Source organism: Klebsiella sp. MS 92-3 (genome assembly GCF_000195655.1).
In the GTDB taxonomy this organism is placed as follows: domain Bacteria; phylum Pseudomonadota; class Gammaproteobacteria; order Enterobacterales; family Enterobacteriaceae; genus Klebsiella; species Klebsiella pneumoniae.
In genome coordinates this window covers 74,675-89,778 of the sequence record NZ_GL882866.1, presented here as the reverse complement: position 1 = coordinate 89,778, position 15,104 = coordinate 74,675, and the positions used below count along the sequence as shown (strand labels likewise).

Genomic DNA, 15,104 nt, shown 5'->3' with positions numbered 1-15,104 from the left:
CCCGCCAGCGGCGCCAGCGGCAGGCGTTTCAGGGTCAGCACGGCGGCCGGCGGCCCGTAGCGGTCATAAACAATGGCGTCGTTGAACATCGACTGGCTCCAGACAACGAAAGTCGGGATCATAGCAGATCCCGCTTCCAGTGGCTCGCACCCGCGCCAGCCCGGGTCAGCCCGGGCCGTCGCTGGCCGCCGCCAGCAACGGCACGATGATATCGCTGAGCGGCGTCGGAATGCCGTGCTGACGCCCGCGACGCTGCACCACGCCGTTACGAATATCCCACTCCAGCGGTCGGCCATTGAGGCGATCGATCATAATCGAGGTGCTTAAGTCGGCAGGCGCCCGATGAAAGCCGGCGATAATCTCCTCCGGCACGTTGTCGCTCAGGGCGGCCCCTTCCGCCCGCGCCACCTGCAGGCATTCGCGCAGATAAGCCAGCCCGAGGGCAGTGATGTCCTCCCGGGCGAACATCCCGGCGCGTCGTCCGGTCAGCACCATCAGACCGGCAACCGCGTTCTGCAACAGTTTGCGCCAGGCAACGGTGGTAAAATCAGCCGCCAGGTCCACCGCGCAGCGGGTTCCCGCCAGCGCCTGCTGCACCCGCTCTGCCCCCGGCAGATCCGGCAGCGTCAGGCGCGGCGTGGCGCGCAACCAGACAGAGGCATCGGCATCGCGCTGCGCCGGGAACCAGACCACCGACGGCAGCACCGTCGCGCCGCCGGTCAAGGGGGCAAACTGCTGGCGCTGCTCAACGCCGTTTTGCAGCACGCACACCACGGTGTCAGGGGAACACAGGGCCGTCAGCCAGGGGGCGATGGCCTCCGTCTGGGTGGTTTTCACCGCGACAAAGACCAGGTCGAAGGGGGCGGCTATCGCCATCGGGTCGGTGTACACCGGGCCGGGCACCACGATCTCACCCTCGTCAGTGCGCAGCACCAGCGCCGAATGGGCGGTACGCCCGCAGACCATCGGCGCCCTCCCCCTCTCAAACAGGGCGGCGGCAATCGTGGTGCCGATGGCGCCGGGACCAATTAGCGCAACCTTAGGAAATGCTGTCATGCCGAAGACCTCCTGATGATTCACCGCCCAGATTAGGCAAAGATTGCCCTCCACAGTAGCGAGAAAGACCGGAGGTCGGCAAGGGGCGCGTCGGGAAAAGCCTTTCGCCTTCCCCGACGGAGGGCTAGTAGCGCACGCAGACGGATTTGGTTTCGCACCAGCCGTCGAGCCAGTCAGGGCCGAAATCGCGGCCGGTACCAGACTGCTTCATGCCGCCGAAAGGCAGGTTGGCGTCAATCAGGGTATGGCTGTTGACCCATACCGTTCCCGCCTGCAGACGGTCGGTGTAGTTCAGGGCCTGGGTCAGATCGCGGGTCCAGACGCTGGCGGTCAGACCAAAATCGCTGTCGTTGGCCAGGCGCAGCGCCTCCTCGCCATCGGCCACTCGCACCAGGTTCACCACCGGGCCAAAAACCTCCTCACGGCTGAGACGCAGTCCGGCGTCGGGGTTTACCACCAGCGTTGGCGGAATATAGTACCCTCCCGCGTCTGGTCCGGCGCTGCCGCTGATAAGCTCTGCCTTCTGCTGGCGAGCCTCTTCGAGGTAGGCCGCCACCTTGTCGCAGTGGGCCCGGGAGACCACCGGGTTGATCTGCGCCGTCTCCTGCATCCCCGGCCCCACCTGCAGCGATTTCACCGCCTGCTCGAAGCCGCTGACCAGGGTGTCAAACAGCGGCGCTTCGATGTAGATCCGCGAGCTGGCGGCGCAGACCTGCCCCTGATTGAGGAAGCTTCCGGTCATCAGCCCCTCAATAACCCACTGGGGGTCGGCGTCTTTGAGCACAATCGCCGGATTCTTGCCACCCAGCTCCAGCGTCACGCGGGTCAGGCGGTCGGCAGCCACGCGGGCAATCTGTTTCCCGGTCGCCGTCGAGCCGGTAAAGCTGACCTTCGCCACCTGCGGATGGGCGGTCAGCGCCGCGCCGCAGCCGGCGCCGCTGCCGGTGACCACGTTGAACACCCCGTCAGGAATGCCCGCCTGGGTCGCCAGCTCCGCCACCCGCAGCAGGGTCAGCGGGGTGGTTTCCGAGGGCTTGATGACGATCGAGCAGCCCGCCGCCAGGGCCGGCATGACCTTCCACATGCCGATCATCAGCGGGAAATTCCACGGAACGATGCCCGCCACCACCCCGACCGGCTCTTTTTTGGTCCACGCCTGGTAACGCGCCCCTTGCGGGAACGGGATCGAAACGTCCAGCGTCCGGCCGCTGATCTTGGTGGTCAGCCCCGCGGTGTAGCGCATCCAGTTCAGGGTGCAGCCGACCTCAAAGGCGCGGGAGATGGCAATGGATTTCCCCTGCTCGAGGGTTTCCAGTTGCGCCAGCTCTTCGCCGTGCTGCTCCACCAGATCGGCAAAACGCAGCAGGATGCGTTCACGGTCAGCCGGGGTGCGCCCGGCCCAGCGGCGATCGACAAAAGCGCGCCAGGCGGACATCACTGCCCGGTCGACATCCGCCGGGCTGGCGTCGGCGGTGGTGGCAATCGCCTGCCCGGTGGCCGGATCCCAGACGGTTAACCGGTTTTCGCTCTGCGCGGCGCAGGGGGCGCCGTCGATATACAGGCCATGCTGACGGTCTAAAAACTGCTGGACGCTGGCAAGCAGCGCTATCTGTGAGGTGGACATACCCTTTCCTTATTCTTCGCGGATAGTGCTTTCAGTCTATGTCTGGTTGGCGGTTGGCGCTTTTTTCTCTGTGACATTCGTTTGCGCCGCTGTGACAGTCGCCGCAATTCCGTCGTCTGCCCTCGCAGAAATGTGCCGCGGGTAATAGTTCTTTCATATACCCGCCATCGCGCCCTTGCCTGAGGCGACACAAATGCAACAATGCGGAAACATTGTTATTACAGGAGAAGGGCGAATGATGACCACGGCAGAGGGGGGGCTGGCGTATCAGCGCTGGCTGGCGACGATCAATCAGGTCTGCGGCCATTTCGCCGCCCGGCCGCTGAAGGAGAGTTTCCACGGCGAGATTGACGCCCGCTACGCCGGCAGCCTCAAGGTCAGTACCGTCACCGCCGCCGGCGTCAATCTCTACCGCACACTCAATGAGATAAAACGCGATAACGACGCCTGGTTCTATACCGTGTTTCAGCTCGCCGGCGAAGCCATCATCGAACAGGACGATCGCCAGGTGACGCTGGCGGCAGGCGATATCACGTTAATCGACGCCGCCCGCCCATGCTCCATCGTCTGGCAGCAGACCTCGCGTCAGGCCTCGCTGCTGCTGCCGCGCCAGCGGGTGGCGCCCACAGGGGACATCACTACCGCCTGCCGGCTGGACAAATCTCTGCCAATGGTCCAGCTCAGCCAGCGACTGCTGCTGGAAAGCATGGGCGGCACGACGCTCTCCGCCAGCGAGAGCGAAGCCGCGCTGGAGGCGATCGCCTGCCTGTTGCGCCCGGTGCTGCATCAGCGCGATCCTGCCCCTTCCCGGCGGGAAAAGCAGTTTCAGAAGATTATTGCGTTAATCGATGCGTCCATTCAGTCGGAGCATCTGCGCCCGGAGTGGCTGGCCAGCGAGACGGGCATGTCGGTACGCAGCCTGTACCGGCTGTTTGCCGACCAGGGGCTGGTGGTGGCGCAGTATATTAAGAACCGGCGGTTGGATCTGTGTGCCCAGGCGTTACAGAACGTCCATGACGATGAAAAGCTGGCGGGGATCGGCTACCGCTGGGGCTTCAGCGACCACAGCCATTTCTCCACCGCCTTTAAGCAGCGCTTTGGCGTCACCCCGGGGGAATACCGCAAGCGCTGTCGCTAATTATTTGCGCAGCCACTGGCCGTTCAATCCCTGGACGTACTCCCCGGGCTGCGCGCGGGCCACCAGCTTCTGCCCGGCCATTTTCGCCACTTCATCCACCGGCAGATTGTTGTCATCCGCCAGCTGCTGGTAGCTTTCGCTGCGCGCGGCGTTAATCTGCTTTACCAGCGCCAGCGTCTCTTTATCCTGACGCAGCGGCGCGAGATAGCCGTTCAGCGTCTCCCCCACTCGTCCCTGCTGGCGCGCTTCGCTCAGGGTCAACGCCAGCGCGGGCGCGCTAAGTAAAGCCAGTGTCAGCGCCGCGGTTAACAGTCGTTTTCTCATCGTCGCCTCAGAACAAATCGCTGCGGGATTTGAGCAGGTTTTCCACATCCTTATCGACCTTGATATGGATCTCATGCTCAATTTTGACACTCATATTGATGGTGATGGGCTCTTTCGACGCCGCGATTTCGATGCGCGGCGTACAGCCGGCGAGCAGCATCGACGCCACCATGGCCAGTAACAGCTTCTTCATTTAGGTTCCTTACATGTCTTACCGTCCGTACAGCGCCGTACGGGCAGCGTAGCATTCTGCTCGAGCCACGCCTGTAAATTGTCGCCGAAGCGCAAACTGCGCCACAGGTCGAAAATATTCTCTTCATGAGCGTAGTTTAAATGCACGGTACTGCTTTTCCCTTCCACCCGGCTGGTGCCGTTAATGCTGGCCTTAAGCGTCAACACGCCCAGATTATCGAGGTTAATCTGCGTCCACGAGCGGGAGATTTCCATATAGCGCAGCCAGTTAATCGCCGCCCCGGCGGAGACGTTATCCGCCACCAGCGCATCGGCGGTGTCTTTATCCAGCCGCAGGGTCATCGGTCCGTCATTGCGCAGCCAGCCGTCGTGGATGATCCATTGATTATTCTCCAGCCACAGCGGCAGCGCGCCGCTCACCGCGCCGGACATGGCGAACTGTTTCACCTTGACGGCGCTGGTCAGTTCGCTGCTGGAGATATGCTGCAGGCGGATCAACGCCGGGTCGCGCTGCGGCATACGCAGCTGCAGCAGCGTCAGTTTCCCGCCTAACAGATCGACGCTGACGTCGCTGAGCTGCAGCGGATTGGCCTCGCTCCACGGCCAGGTGCCCTGCAGGTCCGCCGTCAGATTACGCGCGGTGACCTGGTTGACGATTTCGCCAATGCGCAGGGAGACCGGGCGGCGGATGCCCAGCTGCCAGTGACCGTCGCTGAAGCGGAACGGCAGGACGAAATCGACGCCGTTGATCTGGTTATCCGGCATCCAGGCGCTGCCGCCCTTCAGGACGCCATGGCCGCCCGCCTCAAATCCCTGCCCGGCTGCCGCCGAGAAGGCCACCTGCGCGTAGAGACTGCCTTCACGCAGGTTCATCTTCCAGTCCGGCGGCACCAGCGGCTGGAACACCGTTAGCGACTGTTTTGGCCACCACGCCTGGCCGCGCAGCCGTTCGCCATCCCAGCGCCCGGACAGACGCACCGGACCGATAGCCTCGGCATGCAGGGCGCCGGTGAACTGGAACCACGTCGGGTCCCGACCGTCGAGGGCGAATTTCAGCGTTGAGGCCGGGAGATAGCTGCCGCCGGAGAAGGTGGTTTTGGCGGCGTCCAGCGACAGCGCGCCGGTTAACCGCGGATGCTCAGCATCGCGCAGCCAGCGGATCGGCTGCTCGAGGGTCAGACGCGGGGTGCTGACCCGCATTGTGCCGTACTCAAGCTTATCGAAGCCGGTGGAGAGGCTGCTCAGGGTAATAGCATTGTCGCGCCACTCCCCGCTGCCCTTCACATCCCAGCGCGCCTGCATCGGGGTAAAATGTCCCTCGCCCCAGTAGCGCCACTGCCAGCGGCCGCTGTCGGGCAGAAAATCGCTCGCCTGACCGTCCAGATGCAGCGTAAAGTCGCCCATCTGCTGCTCATGGGCGCGAAGGATCGCCTGCAGGCGGCCATCGACGCCCTGCTGGGTGACCTTTACCCCGGCCAGCGGCCAGCGGATTTCGTCAATATTCAGCGCGTCGATCACCCGCCCGCGCGAGCGCAGCAACGCACCGGGGTGAAAAGCCAGCTGCGGGCTGATCAGCGGCCCGCTGAGCTGAGCCGGCAGCGCCGCGTATAGTATCATCTCCCCCAGCTTGGCCTCGCCGGTGAGCCGCAGCGGCAGATCGCTGTTATCCATGCTCAGCTTGCCCGGACCAATATTCAGTACCGCATTGCCCTTCCCGGCATGCCCCTCGGTGAGAACATTCAGGCGACCGCTGACGATCATCTGTTCGGTGCCCTGCTGCCAGTTACCCACCGACAGCGCCACCCGCCCGCGCAGCGGATACGCCTCGTAACGAGTGCGCCAGCGGCCGTCGCTGATGGTGATCCGCTCCGGGGTGATCTCCCACGGCAGGTCCAGAATAGGCTCTACCTCACCCCGCGGGGTGACCAGCAGTTGGCCGCGATTGTGCTGCCACTCGAGCTCAGCATCGATCCATTCCGCAGTCTGCGGGAATTCGAAGGTGCCCTGCATCTGACCGTCGACCGGCAGACCATCCGGCACCAGCGGCAGATGGAAGGTCCCCACCAGCTTCACCGGCGGCTGATCGTCAGTCAGCCGGGCGCTGAACTGGCTGACGGTGAGCGCCTGGCCGCGCAGGCGCGCCTGCAGACTCAGTTCCTTCCCGGCAAAGCCGATATCCTGCTGCGCAGGCGTTAATGACATTACCAGCCGCCCCTGCCATTTCTCCCACGGCGACAGCCGCAGATTGTCAATGGTTAACCAGCTATAGGGCAACATCGATTGCCATTCGGCAAGCGTGCGCGGTGAACCGGGAGAGGGATCGCTGGCCGGCAGTTTGCTCAGGCAGGCGCTGTTGATCTCCAGCTGGCCAATATGCAGCCGCCAGCGGCTGGGACGCGAGAGACGGGCATCGGTCACCCGGGCGATTTCACAGTCGCCCACCAGATAACGCAGATCGGGGATCAGCAGGGCCGACCGCGTCAGGCGCGGGCTCTCCTGCAAAGAGATACGCGTGCCCACGGGCAGCCAGATGCCCGCCAGCGTCGGCACCCAGTGGGTTAGCGTCAACAGCAGGGTTAGCGGCAATAACACCAGAACTAACACCAGCGCGATGGCGGCTTTATATTTACCCTTCATGGGCAGTTAATATCCTGATTCAACATAAGTAAAAGCCGAAAGGCGTCCATTGTGACACGTTCGACCAGTGAGTGAAAGTTTACGGCCTGTTAAAGCATAGTTGCCAGCCGGACTCGCGGCGCGACGTTCGGCCATTATCATTTAACTGTTGTTTAAGTCGCCCCTGCCACACTCCAGCCAGACGGGAATAGCTTGCGGGAGAGGCGGTGTCGTTAATTATCTCGCTCATAGAGAGCGCACAGGACCACTATCCATGGGTATTGCTGATTGTTTTTCTGCTTACCTTCACTAAATCCTGCGCATTGGTCTCGCTGGCAATCCCCGGCACCTCCGGCCTGCTGCTGCTGGGGACATTCGCTTCCGCCAGCCTCGGACATTTCCTGTTAATGTGGTCCAGCGCCAGCCTCGGCGCCATCGGCGGATTCTGGCTATCGTGGCGGCTGGGCATTCGCTACCGTCATCGCCTCACCCATCTACGCTGGCTGACCGCCGAGCGTCTGGCCCGCAGCCGCCTCTTCTTTCAGCGCTATGGCCCGTGGGCTATCTTTTTCAGCCGCTTTCTCTCTCCCCTGAGGGCTACGCTGCCCTTCGTTAGCGGCGCCAGCAGTCTGCCGCTGTGGTCGTTTCAGCTGGCTAACGTCAGCTCCGGTCTGCTGTGGCCGCTTCTGTTGCTCGCCCCCGGCGCTTTCAGCCTCAGTTTGTGGTGAAAAAACTTTGTCTTTCAAAGAGATTCCGCAAGTCCGCGATATGCTCTAGAATTAGGATTAGCACCCTCTCATTAAACTATTTTTTAATAATTGTACGATTATTTTAAATATGCTACCGTGACGGTATAATCACTGGAGAAAAGTCTTATGAAAATCGCGGTTTATAGTACGAAGCAGTACGATAAAAAGTACCTGCAGCACGTTAATGATGCATACGGCTTTGAACTGGAATTCTTCGATTTCCTGCTGACAGCGAAGACTGCCAAAACCGCCAACGGTTGCGAAGCGGTATGTATCTTCGTCAATGACGACGGCAGCCGCCCGGTGCTGGAAGAGCTGAAGGCCCACGGGGTGAAATATATCGCCCTGCGCTGCGCCGGGTTTAACAACGTCGACCTTGAGGCGGCAAAGGAGCTTGGCCTGCGCGTCGTGCGCGTTCCAGCTTACTCTCCGGAAGCGGTCGCTGAGCATGCGATCGGTATGATGATGTCGCTCAACCGCCGCATCCACCGCGCTTACCAGCGTACCCGCGATGCCAATTTCTCCCTCGAAGGCCTCACCGGCTTCACCATGTACGGCAAAACCGCCGGGGTGATCGGCACCGGGAAAATTGGCGTAGCGATGTTGCGGATCCTCAAAGGCTTCGGCATGCGCCTGCTGGCGTTCGACCCGTACCCAAGCGCCGCCGCGCTGGAGCTGGGGGTGGAATATGTTGACCTCGCCACGCTGTACAAGGAATCGGACGTGATCTCCCTGCACTGTCCGCTGACCGACGAAAACTACCACCTGCTCAATCGCGAAGCCTTCGATCAGATGAAAGACGGGGTGATGGTGATCAACACCAGCCGCGGCGCCCTGATCGACTCTCAGGCGGCCATCGACGCCCTGAAGCACCAGAAAATTGGCGCGCTGGGGCTGGACGTTTATGAGAACGAACGCGATCTGTTCTTTGAAGACAAATCCAACGACGTGATCCAGGACGATGTCTTCCGCCGCCTCTCCGCCTGCCATAACGTGCTGTTTACCGGCCACCAGGCGTTCCTCACCGCCGAGGCGCTGATCAGCATTTCGGAGACCACTCTGGGTAACCTGCAGCAGGTCGCCAACGGCGAAACCTGTCCGAACGCCATCGTCTGACGCCTTTCCCTTTTGTGCTCCTCTCCCGGGGGGAGCACATTCAGATAATCCCCACAGATCCCTGCTGCGATACCGTTACACTGGCTTGGTTTTATTAGTTATATGAATGTTTTGGAGTGAAAATGAACAAATTTGCGGCGCTTCTGGCGGCAGGTATGCTGCTGTCCGGCTGTGTCTATAACAGTAAGGTGTCCACCGGTGCGGAACAGCTGCAGCATCATCGTTTCGTGCTGACCAGCGTCAACGGCCAGGCGGTCAACGCCAGCGACCGGCCGCTGGAGCTAAGCTTCGGTGAGAAGATGGCTATTACGGGCAAGATGTATGTATCCGGCAATATGTGCAACGGCTTTAGCGGGGAAGGTAAAGTGTCGGACGGCGAGCTGAAGGTCAAATCGCTGGCGATGACCCGGATGCTGTGCCACGACGCCCAGCTCAATACCCTGGATGCGACGATCGGCAAGATGCTGCGCGAGGGTGCGCAGGTCGATCTGACGGAAAACCAGTTGACGCTGGCGACCGCCGACCAGACGCTGGTCTATAAGCTCGCCGACCTGATGCACTAGCCGGCGTTGATGTGCCGCTGACGCTGCCCCGCGACGGGGCCGCTGTTAGTAGCCGCAGCTGCCGCCCGCCAGCGCCTGCTCGCTGCAGCGTTTGCCGTTCGGCAGCGCGCACATGCCAATTGCCGAACCATCGAGCTGACGAGCCACCGATAACGAGCCGCCTATCATGGCGCAGTTGGCCTGACCGGCGTCGCTCATCGCCGCCCGCATTCCCGGCGTGACGTGCGCCGCCGTGGCCTGCTGAACGGGTTCACTACTGCACGCGGACAGCAACAGCGCCGCACATCCTACTAACATCGCAGCTCGCATTCTCTCTCCCCTCGGAAACGTCTTAAAAAAGCAAACCCCAGAATAATAGGCAGCGTGGCGGGCGGCGTCGAGAGGGGAAGTACGTATTTATGCGCCTCATTAACATTTTCTAGCAAATTTTCGCCGAAAGCTTGATCTGCCTCGGCCATGTCGCCCGACGCAGGTGGTTCCTCTCCCGGCAGGCAGCCATTTTCTCCGCGAACCATGCAAAATATTGATCTGGTCACGGGTACCCGGCGCATTGAGGACACAAATGCAAAAATGGCGGGGTCAGCGGTTTGCTAAACTACCCCTTATATAATTACAGGGCGCGTCGCGGTTTCACGCGTCCATTCTTTTGCGCAATGTAAGGGTGTCTTCATATGATTACGATTGATGGTAATGGCGCGGTCGCTTCCGTCGCGTTTCGCACCAGTGAAGTTATCGCCATCTACCCGATCACGCCCAGTTCAACGATGGCGGAACAGGCTGACGCCTGGGCCGGCAATGGGCTGAAAAACGTCTGGGGCGATGTTCCCCGCGTGGTCGAAATGCAGTCGGAGGCGGGAGCCATTGGCGCCGTACATGGCGCGCTGCAGACCGGCGCCCTCTCCACCTCCTTTACCTCATCGCAGGGCCTGCTGCTGATGATCCCCACCCTGTACAAACTGGCCGGCCAGCTGATGCCGTTTGTGCTGCACGTCGCCGCCCGCACTGTCGCTACCCATGCGTTGTCGATCTTCGGCGACCATTCCGATGTCATGGCCGTCCGCCAGACCGGGTGCGCCATGCTGTGCGCCAGCAGCGTCCAGGAAGCGCAGGATTTCGCGCTGATCTCGCATATCGCCACCCTGCAAAGCCGGGTGCCGTTTATTCATTTCTTTGATGGTTTCCGTACTTCGCACGAAATCAACAAAATCGCCCCGCTGGCGGATGACACTATTCGCGCCCTGCTGCCGCAGGATAAGATCGCTGAGCATCGCCAGCGCGCGCTCAACCCGGAACACCCGGTGATCCGCGGAACCTCGGCCAACCCCGACACTTACTTCCAGTCCCGGGAAGCTACCAATCCGTGGTACGACGCGGTGTATGACCATGTCGAGAAAGCGATGGACGACTTCGCTGCCGCCACCGGCCGTCAGTACAAACCGTTTGAGTTTTACGGCCACCCGCAGGCAGAGCGCGTGATCGTCATTATGGGCTCGGCCATCGGCACCTGCGAAGAGGTGGTCGATGAGTTGCTGAGTCGCGGCGAGAAAGTCGGCGTGCTAAAAGTCCGCCTCTATCGCCCGTTCTCCGCCGCCCACCTGCTGGCGGCGCTGCCGGAGAGCGCCCGCGCGGTTGCCGTACTGGATCGCACCAAAGAACCCGGCGCGCTTGCCGAACCGCTTTACCTCGACGTGATGACCGCCCTGGCGGAAGCCTTTAACCGCGGCGAGCGCGAGACGCTACCGCGCACTATCGGCGGCCGCTACGGTCTCTCCTCCAAGGAGTTTGGTCCGGAATGCGTGCTGGCGATATTCAGTGAACTGCAGGCCGCCCAGCCGAAGCCGCGCTTTACCGTCGGGATCTATGATGACGTGACCAACCTGTCGCTGCCGCTGGGCGAAAATACCCTGCCGGCAGAGGCCAAGCTCGAGGCCCTGTTCTACGGCCTCGGCAGCGACGGCAGCGTGTCAGCCACCAAAAACAACATCAAAATCATCGGCAACTCGACCCCATGGTTCTCCCAGGGCTATTTTGTCTATGACTCGAAGAAAGCGGGCGGCCTCACCGTCTCGCATCTGCGGGTCAGCGAAAAACCGATTCGTTCATCGTATCTGATTTCGCAGGCTGATTTCGTCGGCTGCCACCAGCTGCAGTTTATCGATAAATACCAGATGGCCGAGCGGCTGAAGCCCGGCGGCATTTTCCTGCTCAACACGCCGTACAGCGCCGATGAGGTCTGGTCCCGCCTGCCCCAGGAAGTCCAGGCCACCCTGAATCAGAAAAAAGCGCGTTTTTACGTGGTCAACGCGGCAAAGATCGCCCGCGAATGCAGCCTCGGGGCGCGCATTAATACCGTGATGCAGATGGCCTTTTTCCATTTAACCCAGATCCTGCCGGGTGATAGCGCGCTGGCGGAACTGCAGGCAGCCATCGCCAAAAGCTACAGCAGTAAAGGTCAGGAGCTGGTGGAGCGCAACTGGCAGGCGCTGGCCCTGGCCCGTGAATCACTGGCGGAAGTACCGCTCCAGCCGGTGAACGCCAGCAGTCCGAACCGCCCGCCGGTGGTCTCCGACGCCGCGCCGGATTTCGTCAAAACGGTCACCGCCGCGATGCTGGCCGGGCTCGGCGATGCGCTGCCGGTCTCTGCCCTGCCGCCGGACGGCACCTGGCCCATGGGCACCACCCGCTGGGAGAAACGCAACATCGCCGAAGAGATCCCCATCTGGAAGGAAGCGCTGTGTACTCAGTGCAACCACTGCGTCGCCGCCTGCCCGCACTCGGCGATCCGCGCCAAAGTGGTCGCCCCGGAAGAGATGGAGAACGCCCCTGCCAGCCTGCATTCGCTGGATGTGAAATCCCGCGATATGCGCGGGCAGAAATACGTTCTGCAGGTCGCCCCGGAAGACTGCACCGGCTGCAACCTGTGCGTCGAAGTGTGTCCGGCGAAAGACCGCCAGAACCCGGAGATCAAGGCCATCAATATGATGTACCGCCTGGAGCATGTGGAAGAGGAGAAGGTCAATTACGAGTACTTCCTCAACCTGCCGGAAATCGACCGCAGCAAACTGGAGCGCATTGATATTCGCACCTCACAGCTGATCAGCCCGCTGTTTGAATACTCCGGCGCCTGCTCGGGCTGTGGCGAAACGCCGTATATCAAACTGCTGACCCAGCTCTACGGCGACCGAATGCTGATTGCCAATGCCACCGGCTGCTCCTCCATTTACGGCGGCAACCTGCCCTCGACACCGTACACTACCGACGCCAACGGCCGCGGCCCGGCGTGGGCCAACTCGCTGTTTGAGGATAACGCCGAATTCGGGCTCGGCTTCCGCTTGACCGTCGACCAGCATCGCCAGCGCGTGATGCGCCTGCTGAGCGAATTCGCCGACAAGCTGCCGGCAGAGCTGAACGCGGCGCTGCACGCCGAGGCGACGCCGGAAGTTCGCCGCGAACAGGTGGCGGCCCTGCGTCAGGCGCTGGCCGGCGTGGCGGGAGCTGAAGAGCTGCTGACCGATGCCGACGCACTGGTGGAGAAATCCGTCTGGCTGATCGGCGGCGACGGCTGGGCTTACGATATCGGCTTCGGCGGCCTGGACCATGTACTGAGCCTGACGGAAAACGTCAATATTCTGGTGCTGGACACCCAGTGTTACTCCAACACCGGCGGGCAGGCGTCAAAAGCCACCCCGCTGGGAGCAGTGACTAAGTTTGGCGAGCATGGCAAACGCAAGGCGCGTAAAGATCTGGGCGTCAGCATGATGATGTACGGTCATGTTTATGTGGCGCAAATTTCGCTGGGCGCGCAGCTGAACCAGACGGTGAAAGCGATTCAGGAAGCGGAAGCCTATCCGGGGCCATCGCTGATCATCGCCTATAGCCCTTGCGAAGAGCATGGCTACGATCTGGCGCTCAGCCACGACCAGATGCGTCAGCTGACCGCCACCGGCTTCTGGCCGCTCTACCGCTTCGACCCGCGTCGGGCAGACGAAGGCAAGATCCCGCTGGCGCTAGATTCCCGTCCGCCATCAGACGCGCTGGCCGAGACGCTGCTTAATGAGCAACGTTTCCGCCGCCTGAACGCCCAGCAGCCTGAAGTGGCGGAGCAGCTATGGAAAGACGCCGCCGCCGATCTGCAGAAGCGCTATGACTTCCTCGCCCAGCTGGCTGGCAAAGCGGAGAAATCGCCAAGCGAAGGTTAACCGCCCCGTCACCTCTGTCCATAAAAAAAGCCCGAACACAGCGTTCAGGCTTGTCGTTTTACCGATAAACAACATCATTCCGCAGAATGAGACGGCAACAATAAATTATTGGCATGACAATAAAGGCATATAACGCGCAAATAATACGTGATTAGCCCGGGCATGTATAATTTTTATTTTGTATATTATCTATAAATGCATTCAGCATAATTATCACCATTTCATTGGTATTATTTATTTTAGATTTTACTTATATCGTAACAATTGAGTCTTACCGGATCTCAGACCGCTCCTTTAGCATGAGTTCACTTCCCACCCGGAAGTTAAAACATAAAAACAGTTAAAGGAATTTCTTCATGAAAAGAAAAGTACTGGCCCTCGTTATTCCGGCTTTATTAGCCGCCGGTGCCGCGCATGCGGCGGAAATTTATAATAAAGACGGGAATAAATTAGATCTCTATGGCAAGGTAGATGGTCTGCATTATTTCTCCAGCGACTCGAAAAAAGACGGCGATCAAACTTATTTACGTTTTGGCTTTAAAGGCGAAACCCAGATCAACGATATGCTTACCGGCTATGGCCAGTGGGAATATAACGTTCAGGCCAACAACACCGAGACCTCCAGCGATCAGGCGTGGACCCGTCTGGCATTCGCCGGTATCAAAGTGGGCGATTACGGCTCTTTCGACTACGGTCGTAACTACGGCGTGCTGTACGACGTTGAAGGCTGGACCGATATGCTGCCGGAGTTCGGCGGCGACTCCTACACCTATGCGGATAACTTTATGGCAGGCCGCGCCAACGGCGTCGCAACCTACCGCAATAGCGATTTCTTCGGTCTGGTGGAGGGTCTGAACTTCGCCCTGCAGTATCAGGGTAAAAACGAAGGCCAGAACGCGCAGGATATCAACGTCGGCACCAATAACCGCAGCAGCGACAGCGATGTTCGCTTCGACAATGGCGATGGTTTCGGCCTCTCCACTTCCTACGACTTCGGCATGGGCATCAGCGCGGCGGCAGCTTACACCTCGTCTGACCGTACAGGCGACCAGCAACACTATACTCACACCGAACGATACGCCAAAGGCGACAAAGCGGACGCCTGGACCGCCGGCCTGAAGTACGACGCCAACGATATTTACCTGGCGACCATGTACTCTGAAACCCGCAATATGACGCCATACGGCTCTACCAGCAGTACCAACGGTGGCGGTATCGCCAATAAAACGCAAAACTTCGAAGTCACCGCGCAGTATCAGTTCGACTTCGGCCTGCGTCCGGCCATCTCCTACCTGCAGTCCAAAGGCAAAGATCTGTACAATAACGGCCGCTATGCCGATAAAGATCTGGTCAAATATATGGACGTTGGCGCGACCTATTACTTCAACCGTAATATGTCCACCTATGTTGATTACAAAATCAACCTGCTGGATGGTAACGACAAATTCTACGAAGACAACGGTATCTCTACCGATAACATCGTCGCCCTGGGCCTGGTTTACCAGTTCTGATGCGCCTGCCCCCCCG

12 protein-coding genes and 1 pseudogene are annotated in these 15,104 nt (G+C 60.4%); 6 read left to right on the top strand and 7 right to left on the bottom strand.

Annotated elements, in window-relative coordinates:
- From HMPREF9538_RS33450 to HMPREF9538_RS01905, 3 genes and pseudogenes are all read right to left on the bottom strand, one after another.
- Positions 1 to 122 (bottom strand): annotated as a pseudogene (locus tag HMPREF9538_RS33450) (alcohol dehydrogenase); the annotation flags it as partial.
- A gap of 43 nt (positions 123 to 165) precedes the next feature.
- Positions 166 to 1,056, bottom strand: a complete 891-nt coding sequence (locus HMPREF9538_RS01900; RefSeq protein WP_020316458.1) for an oxidoreductase — start codon at positions 1,054 to 1,056, stop codon at positions 166 to 168.
- Between the two features lie 124 nt (positions 1,057 to 1,180).
- Complete coding sequence (locus HMPREF9538_RS01905; protein WP_004140136.1) at positions 1,181 to 2,680, bottom strand: aldehyde dehydrogenase family protein; 1,500 nt, start codon at positions 2,678 to 2,680, stop codon at positions 1,181 to 1,183.
- 235 nt (positions 2,681 to 2,915) lie between these two features.
- Here HMPREF9538_RS01905 and feaR point away from each other — a divergent pair, with 235 nt between their 5' ends.
- Complete coding sequence (gene feaR, locus HMPREF9538_RS01910; protein ID WP_009486364.1) at positions 2,916 to 3,818, top strand: transcriptional regulator FeaR; 903 nt, start codon at positions 2,916 to 2,918, stop codon at positions 3,816 to 3,818.
- Here the strand turns inward: feaR and HMPREF9538_RS01915 are convergent, their stop codons facing one another.
- Genes HMPREF9538_RS01915 through HMPREF9538_RS01925 form a run of 3 tightly spaced genes read right to left on the bottom strand, consistent with a single transcriptional unit; the run spans position 3,819 to position 6,971 of the window.
- Positions 3,819 to 4,142, bottom strand: a complete 324-nt coding sequence (locus HMPREF9538_RS01915) for a YdbL family protein (RefSeq protein ID WP_002902522.1) — start codon at positions 4,140 to 4,142, stop codon at positions 3,819 to 3,821. It abuts the gene before it with no gap.
- Positions 4,143 to 4,149: 7 nt separating this feature from the next.
- Entirely contained in the window at positions 4,150 to 4,335 is a 186-nt protein-coding gene (locus HMPREF9538_RS01920) for a YnbE family lipoprotein (RefSeq protein ID WP_009486363.1), read from the bottom strand.
- Entirely contained in the window at positions 4,332 to 6,971 is a 2,640-nt protein-coding gene (locus HMPREF9538_RS01925) for a YdbH family protein (protein ID WP_004224451.1), read from the bottom strand. The genes HMPREF9538_RS01920 and HMPREF9538_RS01925 overlap by 4 nt, the downstream gene beginning before the upstream one ends.
- 206 nt (positions 6,972 to 7,177) lie before the next feature.
- Between HMPREF9538_RS01925 and HMPREF9538_RS01930 the strand changes: the two genes are divergently transcribed.
- The 3 genes from HMPREF9538_RS01930 to hslJ all read left to right on the top strand — a co-directional run bounded on the left by HMPREF9538_RS01930 (position 7,178) and on the right by hslJ (position 9,378).
- Complete coding sequence (locus tag HMPREF9538_RS01930) at positions 7,178 to 7,678, top strand: DedA family protein (protein ID WP_002902516.1); 501 nt, start codon at positions 7,178 to 7,180, stop codon at positions 7,676 to 7,678.
- 147 nt (positions 7,679 to 7,825) lie between these two features.
- The gene (locus tag HMPREF9538_RS01935; RefSeq protein ID WP_002902515.1) at positions 7,826 to 8,815 is read left to right on the top strand and encodes a 2-hydroxyacid dehydrogenase; all 990 of its coding nucleotides are present in this window, start codon (positions 7,826 to 7,828) and stop codon (positions 8,813 to 8,815) included.
- Between the two features lie 122 nt (positions 8,816 to 8,937).
- Entirely contained in the window at positions 8,938 to 9,378 is a 441-nt protein-coding gene (gene hslJ / locus HMPREF9538_RS01940) for a heat shock protein HslJ (RefSeq protein WP_009309014.1), read from the top strand.
- A 45-nt stretch (positions 9,379 to 9,423) separates the two neighbouring features.
- Here the strand turns inward: hslJ and HMPREF9538_RS01945 are convergent, their stop codons facing one another.
- Positions 9,424 to 9,687 carry a DUF333 domain-containing protein gene (locus HMPREF9538_RS01945; RefSeq protein ID WP_004140155.1) on the bottom strand — a complete coding sequence of 88 codons (264 nt, stop codon included), beginning with the start codon at positions 9,685 to 9,687 and terminating at the stop codon, positions 9,424 to 9,426.
- A 362-nt stretch (positions 9,688 to 10,049) separates the two neighbouring features.
- Here HMPREF9538_RS01945 and nifJ point away from each other — a divergent pair, with 362 nt between their 5' ends.
- Together nifJ and ompK37 are read left to right on the top strand one after the other, a co-directional pair.
- Complete coding sequence (gene nifJ, locus HMPREF9538_RS01950; RefSeq protein ID WP_009486361.1) at positions 10,050 to 13,577, top strand: pyruvate:ferredoxin (flavodoxin) oxidoreductase; 3,528 nt, start codon at positions 10,050 to 10,052, stop codon at positions 13,575 to 13,577.
- A gap of 356 nt (positions 13,578 to 13,933) precedes the next feature.
- Positions 13,934 to 15,088, top strand: a complete 1,155-nt coding sequence (gene ompK37 / locus HMPREF9538_RS01955) for a porin OmpK37 (protein WP_002902433.1) — start codon at positions 13,934 to 13,936, stop codon at positions 15,086 to 15,088.
- Positions 15,089 to 15,104: the final 16 nt, after the last annotated feature.

Bases quoted from the DNA above. Each gene is read 5' to 3' on its own strand.
- HMPREF9538_RS01920 (WP_009486363.1), bottom strand. From the start codon at position 4,335: ATGAAGAAGCTGTTACTGGCCATGGTGGCGTCGATGCTGCTCGCCGGC.
- ompK37 (WP_002902433.1), top strand. From the start codon at position 13,934: ATGAAAAGAAAAGTACTGGCCCTCGTTATTCCGGCTTTATTAGCCGCC.
- HMPREF9538_RS01935 (WP_002902515.1), top strand. From the start codon at position 7,826: ATGAAAATCGCGGTTTATAGTACGAAGCAGTACGATAAAAAGTACCTG.
- feaR (WP_009486364.1), top strand. From the start codon at position 2,916: ATGATGACCACGGCAGAGGGGGGGCTGGCGTATCAGCGCTGGCTGGCG.
- HMPREF9538_RS01900 (WP_020316458.1), bottom strand. From the start codon at position 1,056: ATGACAGCATTTCCTAAGGTTGCGCTAATTGGTCCCGGCGCCATCGGC.
- HMPREF9538_RS01925 (WP_004224451.1), bottom strand. From the start codon at position 6,971: ATGAAGGGTAAATATAAAGCCGCCATCGCGCTGGTGTTAGTTCTGGTG.
- nifJ (WP_009486361.1), top strand. From the start codon at position 10,050: ATGATTACGATTGATGGTAATGGCGCGGTCGCTTCCGTCGCGTTTCGC.
- HMPREF9538_RS01945 (WP_004140155.1), bottom strand. From the start codon at position 9,687: ATGCGAGCTGCGATGTTAGTAGGATGTGCGGCGCTGTTGCTGTCCGCG.
- hslJ (WP_009309014.1), top strand. From the start codon at position 8,938: ATGAACAAATTTGCGGCGCTTCTGGCGGCAGGTATGCTGCTGTCCGGC.
- HMPREF9538_RS01905 (WP_004140136.1), bottom strand. From the start codon at position 2,680: ATGTCCACCTCACAGATAGCGCTGCTTGCCAGCGTCCAGCAGTTTTTA.
- HMPREF9538_RS01915 (WP_002902522.1), bottom strand. From the start codon at position 4,142: ATGAGAAAACGACTGTTAACCGCGGCGCTGACACTGGCTTTACTTAGC.